9 protein-coding genes are annotated in these 6,339 nt (G+C 74.2%); 6 read left to right on the top strand and 3 right to left on the bottom strand.

Annotated elements, in window-relative coordinates:
- Positions 1-278: 278 nt before the first annotated feature.
- Together ACIRD3_RS38525 and ACIRD3_RS38520 are read left to right on the top strand one after the other, a co-directional pair.
- The gene (locus ACIRD3_RS38525; protein ID WP_402226279.1) at positions 279-1,145 is read left to right on the top strand and encodes an oxidoreductase; all 867 of its coding nucleotides are present in this window, start codon (positions 279-281) and stop codon (positions 1,143-1,145) included.
- A 119-nt stretch (positions 1,146-1,264) separates the two neighbouring features.
- Positions 1,265-1,753, top strand: coding sequence for a GNAT family N-acetyltransferase (locus ACIRD3_RS38520; RefSeq protein WP_402226277.1), 489 nt, complete (start codon positions 1,265-1,267; stop codon positions 1,751-1,753).
- A gap of 61 nt (positions 1,754-1,814) precedes the next feature.
- On the opposite strand, the gene ACIRD3_RS38515 is transcribed toward ACIRD3_RS38520, so the two are convergent.
- Positions 1,815-2,411 (bottom strand): NAD(P)H-dependent oxidoreductase, encoded by a 597-nt coding sequence (locus ACIRD3_RS38515; protein WP_402226274.1) that lies wholly within the window; start codon positions 2,409-2,411, stop codon positions 1,815-1,817.
- Positions 2,412-2,482: 71 nt separating this feature from the next.
- On the opposite strand from ACIRD3_RS38515, the gene ACIRD3_RS38510 reads away from it, so the two are divergent.
- On the top strand, positions 2,483-3,136 hold the full coding sequence (locus ACIRD3_RS38510) for a class I SAM-dependent DNA methyltransferase (RefSeq protein ID WP_402226272.1): 654 nt from the start codon (positions 2,483-2,485) through the stop codon (positions 3,134-3,136).
- A 56-nt stretch (positions 3,137-3,192) separates the two neighbouring features.
- Here ACIRD3_RS38510 and ACIRD3_RS38505 read toward each other — a convergent pair whose 3' ends face one another.
- Positions 3,193-3,570, bottom strand: coding sequence for a MerR family transcriptional regulator (locus tag ACIRD3_RS38505; RefSeq protein ID WP_402226269.1), 378 nt, complete (start codon positions 3,568-3,570; stop codon positions 3,193-3,195).
- Positions 3,571-3,717: 147 nt separating this feature from the next.
- Between ACIRD3_RS38505 and ACIRD3_RS38500 the strand changes: the two genes are divergently transcribed.
- The 3 genes from ACIRD3_RS38500 to ACIRD3_RS38490 all read left to right on the top strand — a co-directional run bounded on the left by ACIRD3_RS38500 (position 3,718) and on the right by ACIRD3_RS38490 (position 5,980).
- On the top strand, positions 3,718-4,212 hold the full coding sequence (locus tag ACIRD3_RS38500; RefSeq protein WP_402226267.1) for a peptidylprolyl isomerase: 495 nt from the start codon (positions 3,718-3,720) through the stop codon (positions 4,210-4,212).
- Between the two features lie 171 nt (positions 4,213-4,383).
- A complete protein-coding gene (locus ACIRD3_RS38495) occupies positions 4,384-5,205 on the top strand; it encodes an arylamine N-acetyltransferase (protein WP_402226265.1) in 822 nt (273 codons plus the stop codon).
- Positions 5,206-5,332: 127 nt separating this feature from the next.
- The gene (locus ACIRD3_RS38490; RefSeq protein WP_402226262.1) at positions 5,333-5,980 is read left to right on the top strand and encodes a hypothetical protein; all 648 of its coding nucleotides are present in this window, start codon (positions 5,333-5,335) and stop codon (positions 5,978-5,980) included.
- Here the strand turns inward: ACIRD3_RS38490 and ACIRD3_RS38485 are convergent.
- Positions 5,962-6,309, bottom strand: a complete 348-nt coding sequence (locus ACIRD3_RS38485; protein ID WP_402226260.1) for a hypothetical protein — start codon at positions 6,307-6,309, stop codon at positions 5,962-5,964. The two genes, ACIRD3_RS38490 and ACIRD3_RS38485, sit on opposite strands and share 19 nt — an antisense overlap.
- Positions 6,310-6,339: the final 30 nt, after the last annotated feature.

Here is a 6,339-nt window from a genome sequence, read left to right as displayed (position 1 = left end):
GCGAAGATCACGCAGATCTACGAGGGCACCAACCAGGTCCAGCGCATCGTGATGGCCCGCAACCTCCCGTAACCAGGCCTGACCTGCCCCGACGGCCCGGCCGCAATGCGCGGCCCGGTGCCCACGGCCCCGGTGCCCACGGCCCCCGACCGCCCGTCCGCGGTCGGGGGCCGTCTGTCGTCCGGTGTCGAACCGTCCTGGACGGATCCGTGCCTCCGATGTCATAAATGATCGTCAACTCACAGGCAGAGCACGACGATCGTGGGAGATCACGGATCATGGGCGACACCTCCGAGCAGCACCCCGCCGGCAAGGTCTGGCTGGTCACCGGCGCCAACTCCGGCTTCGGCCAGGCGATTGCCGAGGCCGCACTGGCGGCCGGCGACACCGTCGTGGCGGCCGCCCGGCGCCCCGAGACGCTGGCCGAGTCGGCCGCCGCGCACCCGGACCGGCTGGTCCCGGTCCAGCTGGACGTGACCGACCAGGAGCGGATCCCCGTCGTGGTCGAGGAGGTCGTGCAGCGGTACGGGCGGGTCGACGTCCTGGTCAACAACGCCGGGCGCGGCCTGATCGGCGCCGTCGAGGAGTACACCGACCGCGAGCTGCGGGACCTGATGGAGCTGCACTTCTTCGGCCCGGCCGCGCTCACCCGCGCGGTGCTGCCGCACATGCGGGCCCAGGGCTCGGGCGCGGTGGTCCAGATGAGCAGCATGGGCGGCCGCTTCTCCTTCCCCGGTGTCGGCGCCTACTCGGCCACCAAGTTCGCGCTGGAGGGGCTGTCCGAGGCGCTGGCCCAGGAGGTCGCCGGGTTCGGGATCAAGGTGCTGGTCGTCGAGCCGGGCTCGTTCCGGACCGGCTTCGCGGGCGGCGGCGCGCTCGCCCACGCCACCCCGATCGCCGCGTACGAGCCGGTGGTCGGCCCGGTCCGCACCGGGCTGCCGGACTCCGACGGCAAGCAGCCCGGCGACCCGGAGAAGGCCGCTGCGGCGATCCTCGCCGCCCTGGCCGCCGAGCGGACCCCGCTGCGGCTCGCGCTCGGCAGCGACGCGGTGGACGGCGTGCTCGGCCACCTGGACGGCGCGCGGCAGGAGGCCGAGGCCTGGGCCGAGGTCGGCCGCGGCACCGACTACCCGGCCGGCGCGTGACCGGTGGCGCGTAAGCGGTGGCGCGTAACCGGGTGGCGGCCCCGGCTGCCGTCCGGGAGCCGGCCAGGGCGCCGGAAAACCGCGCGACGGCGGGCAGCCGGTTCCCTAGGCTGCCCGCCATGACCTCCGCACCCGCCGCGCTCAGCCTGGCCGCCATCACCCCCGACAACATCGACGCCGCCCTGGCCCTGCGGGTGCGCCCCGAGCAGGAGGGCCTGGTCGCGCCGGTGGTGAAGTCGCTGGCCGAGGCGTACGCGTACGGGGAGACCGCCTGGCCCCGGCTGATCCTGGACGGCGAGCGGCCGGTGGGCTTCGTGATGGCCTTCTTCGACATCCGCTTCAACCCGGAACGGCCCGACGACCGCCCCCGCTCCGGGCTCTGGCGCCTGCTGGTCGACGCCGAGGCGCAGCGCGGCGGCTACGGCCGCTTCGCCGTGGAGCAGGTCTGCGCCGAGATCCGCCGTCGCGGCGGCACCCGCGCCACCGTCACGTACGTGCCCGGCCCGGACGGACCGGCGGAGTTCTACGCCCGCCTCGGCTTCCGCCCGACCGGCGAGCTCAGCGGCGACCAGACCGTGGCGGAGCTGGACCTCCAGACCGCGGCCTAGGGTCCGTCCTCCCACCCCGGGCCCACCTCGGGCCCACCTCGGCTCCGCCCGGCGCTCCCGCTCAGCCGAGCAGTGCCGCCGCCTGCTCCCGGGCCTGCCGCAGCCACTCGGCGCGGAGCTCGGCGGGGGAGTCGGTGACCGTGCGGAACACCGTGCGCCGTACGTCGGTGACGCCGACGTACGGCAGCACGCAGGCCGCCCAGATCCGCTCCAGCGGGTCGCCGAACTCGTCGCGCTCGCGGGCTTCGGGCGTGTCCGAGGTGTTCAGCACCAGGGCCCGCCCGGCCCGCAGCAGCCCGGCCGGTTCGCCGTCGGCGGTGCCGAGCTTGTACGCGACGCCGGGGGCCAGTACCCGCTGCACCCAGCCGGCCAGGACGGCGGGTGGCATGCCCCACCAGTTGGGGTGGATCAGCACGATCGCGTCGAGGGTGGCCACTTCGGCGCGGTGCAGGGCGAGTTGCTCGTCGGGGGAGCGGTCGGCCGGGTCGACCGTGCCGGTCTCCTCGGCGGTCAGCAGCGGTCCGAAGCCCTCCGCGTAGAGGTCGTGGGCCCGCACCTCGCAGCCGTGCGCCCGTAGTTCGTCCTGCACGGCCGCGTACAGCGCGTGGTTGAAGCTGCCCGGCCGCGGATGCGCCAGGTAGACCCCGATGGTGCTCATCGTCCGTTCCCCTCAGGCTTGTTGACGAAGGCGATGCTACGTTCCGGCGCCGCGGGGTAGGGTGCCGGGCCATGACCGAGCCGGACTTCCTCGCCACGACCAGGGCGTTCTACGACGCCATCGCCACCGACTACGCCGATCGCTTCCGGGGCGCGCTGGACACCATGCCGACGGACCGGGCCGTGCTGGGGCTGTTCGCCGAACTGGTCCGGGCGGAGCGCCCCGAGGCCAAGGTGGCGGAACTCGGCTGCGGCCCGGGCTGGGTGGCGGGCCACCTGCACGGGCTCGGTCTGGACGCGTGCGGGATCGACCTCTCGCCGCGGATGGTCGAGCTGGCCCGGGCGGAGCGTCCCGAGGTGCCGTTCGGCGTCGGCTCGCTGTTGGACCTGCCGTTCCGGGACGGCGAGTTGACCGGTGCGGTGGCCTGGTACTCGATCATCCACACCCCGGCCGAGCGCCTGCCGGAGGTGTTCGCCGAGTTCGCCCGGGTGCTCGCCCCCGGCGGCCGGCTGCTGCTCGCGTTCCAGGTCGGCGACGAGCCGCTGCGTCTGGAGGAGCCCTTCGGGCGCCCGGTGTCGCTGGACTTCCGGCGCCTGCGGCCGGAGCGCGTCGAGGAGCTGGCCCGGGCGGCGGGCCTGCCGGTCACCTCCCGTACGGTCCGTGAGCCGGAGGGTGAGGAGAAGGTCCCGCAGGCGTACCTGCTGGCCCGCAAGCCGGCGGCCTGAGCGGGCGGGCCCGGGCCGCCGCCGTCCCGGCCCCCGGGCCCGGTCGGGCCGCCCGGTCAGGCCGCCTCGGGCGACGGCGACCCGGAGGCGGTCTGGATCACCTCGTCCAGCACTTCGCGCGAGCGCAGCAGGTCGTTGATCATCCGGTCGATCCGCTCGCGCTCGGCGGTGAGCTCCTCCACCAGCAGCGGGGTGGCGGTCTCGTTGGGGCCGCCGTCGGAGTCCCGCATGCAGGGGAGGATCTTGTAGATGGTCCGGCTGTGCAGCCCGGCCGCGAACAGCTCCTGGATGTGCACCACCCGGTCGACCGCCGTCTCCGGGTACTCGCGGTGGCCGCCCCCGGTGCGGCGGGCGACCAGCAGGCCCTGCTGCTCGTAGTAGCGCAGCGAGCGCTCGCTCACGCCCGTCCGCCGGGCCAGTTCACCGATCCGCACGCCGCCCGTCCCGTCGTCGGTCCGATCGTCGAAGGGTCCGCGTCCCGATGGGACTTGAACCTGACATCGATGGTAGCTTCCGCCGCTCCGCTCCGGCCCTCCCGGGTGCACCACGCGGGAGCCGAACGTTCGTGCCATGATCCCTGTATGAGTTCCAACGTTTTCTTCGACATCACCATCAACGACGAGCCGGCCGGCCGCATCGTCTTCAAGCTGTTCGACGAGGTCGTTCCGAAGACCGCCCAGAACTTCCGCGAGCTGGCCACCGGCCAGCACGGCTTCGGCTACGAGGGCTCCGGCTTCCACCGCGTGATCCCCGCCTTCATGCTGCAGGGCGGTGACTTCACCAACCACAACGGCACCGGCGGCAAGAGCATCTACGGCGAGAAGTTCGCGGACGAGAACTTCCAGCTCAAGCACGACCGCCCGGGCCTGCTGTCGATGGCCAACGCCGGCCGCAACACCAACGGCTCGCAGTTCTTCATCACCACCATCGTCACCGACTGGCTGGACGGCAAGCACGTCGTCTTCGGCGAGGTCGTCGAGGGCATGGACGTCGTGAAGAAGGTCGAGTCGCTCGGCTCGCAGAGCGGCCGCACCTCGGCCTCCATCAAGATCGCCAAGTCCGGCGTGGTCGAGTAACCACCGCTGCCCCTCGTGTGCCTGCCGCCCCGGAGCGGGAAGTCGGATCCGCCGACTTCCCGCTCCGGGGCGGCGGCCTTTCCCGAGGAGACGCCCGAGGAGAGGCCCGAGGAGAGTCCTAGGCCCAAGGACCGATGGCCCGCGCCGCCCCGGCCGGGCTGGAATGGGCGGATGGATCACGACACGGCGTACGAGGGCCTGACACCCGCCGCGCGGGCGGCGTACCTGGCGCGCATCGGCGTACCGGAGCCCGGGGAGCCGTCGGCGCAGGCCCTGGCGCGGCTGCAGCGGGCCCACCTGGGGTCCGTCCCCTTCGAGAACCTCAGCATCCACCTCGGCGAGCCCGTCGTCCTGGACCCGGCGGCCCTGGTGGCCAAGGTGGTGGACCGGCGCCGCGGCGGGTTCTGCTACGAACTGAACGGCGCCTTCGCCGAGCTGCTGCGCTCCCTGGGCTACCGGGTGGGCCTGCTGGCCGGCCGGGTCTTCGACGGGGAGCGCCCCGGCCCGCCGTTCGACCACCTGGCGCTGCGGGTCGACCTGGACGAGCCCTGGCTGGTCGACGTCGGCTTCGGCCGGTTCAGCCTGCTGCCGCTGCGCCTCGACGAGCGCGGCCCGCAGTCCGACCCCCAGGGCACCTTCACCGTCGTCCCGTACGGCGCGCACGGTCAGCTGGACGTCCTGATGAACGGCGAGCCGCAGTACCGGCTCGACCCGCTTCCGTACCCGCTCGCCGACTTCGGGCCGACCTGCTGGTGGCAGAGCACCTCGCCGGACTCGCACTTCACCCGCTCGACCACCTGCTCGCTGCTCGCCGAGGACGGCGGCCGGACCACCCTCAGCGGCAGCCGGCTCATCCGCACCGCCCCCGACGGCGCCCGCACCGAGCGGCAGCTCACCGACGCCGAGGCGCTCACCGCCTACCGCGAGCACTTCGGCATCACGCTCGACCGGCTGCCCGGGCTGTCCGGGCGGGCCGGCGGAGGGGCAGAGTAGCCGGGCGCGCGACCACCCGGGCCGGAACCGGGCAATCCCTCCGGCCGGTTCCGCCACCGCCCTACGCTCTCCTCGGGCGCGGGCCGATCCGCGGCCGAACTCGACTCCCCGGCAAGGCGGTTCACCGATGATCGAGCAGAGCGCCGACAACGGCGAGGTGACGTACGAGCAGGTGACGGTGGTCTCCCTGGCCTCCTGCGAACCGGTCTCCTGCGAACCGGTCTCCGGCGGTCCGGCGTCCGGCGGTCCGGTGTCGGGCGACCGGCTGTCCGGTGAACCGGCCGGCCCGGCGCGGTTCGTGGTCCGGGTCGTCCGCGAGGGCATGACGGTCAAGCGGGTGGCGGGCTACTGGGTGCGCTGGGACGAGCGCCGCGGCGGCGAGGAGATCCGCCACCACGCCCGCTGGGTCGCCGACGAGGAGTACGTCCGGCCGGGCACCGGCAGCCTGGCCGGCACGCTCGCGGTGACGGTCGCCGCCTACTGGACGGACGGGGCGCGCGTCTTCGGGCGTCGCCCGAGCACGGAGACCGCGGTGGTCTTCCGGCCCGGCGAGACCGAACACGAGCTGGTGCTGGAACAGGCCGCGCCGCACCGCCCGGCCGCCCTGTCGGTGCAACTGGCGCACGCCCGCTGGCTGGGTGGCGACGGGCAGCCGATCCACTACGGCTACGCGGGCGCCACCGAGGCCGAGGGCGGCGAGGGCGAGTGGCTGGTCCGCTTCCCGGAGTGCGGCACCGGGCTGCTGCCGTACGCCGGTCAGCCCGAGGCGGGGTAGGACCCCTCCGGCCGGGCCGGACTCGGCCGACCCACCCCCGGCCGACCCGCCCCCGGCTGGACCGGGATCGGCGGCACCCCCCGACTCCCCTCCCGCGCCCCCACCTTGCGGGCCCGCGCGCCGGCCCGGATCTCCCCGGGCCCGGTCGAGGCGCCGAGCGTGGTGTGCGGGTGCAGCACGGTGCCGAAGCCGCGGTGGAGGACGGTGAGGCCGGGCCCGATATCGCAAGCGGCCGGCACGTCCATCCCGTGGAGCGCGAGCGCCTCCTGGACCAGGCGGCCCAGGAGGCGGTGGCGACGGCGGCCCATCAGCGCGGTGACGAGTGACATCCACCCATGGCGATGGAGCGACTATCGCAG

Origin of the sequence: Kitasatospora sp. NPDC093550 (genome assembly GCF_044764985.1) — a bacterium.
In the GTDB taxonomy this organism is placed as follows: Bacteria; Actinomycetota; Actinomycetes; order Streptomycetales; family Streptomycetaceae; genus Kitasatospora.
This window is presented reverse-complemented; position numbering and strand designations above follow the sequence as displayed.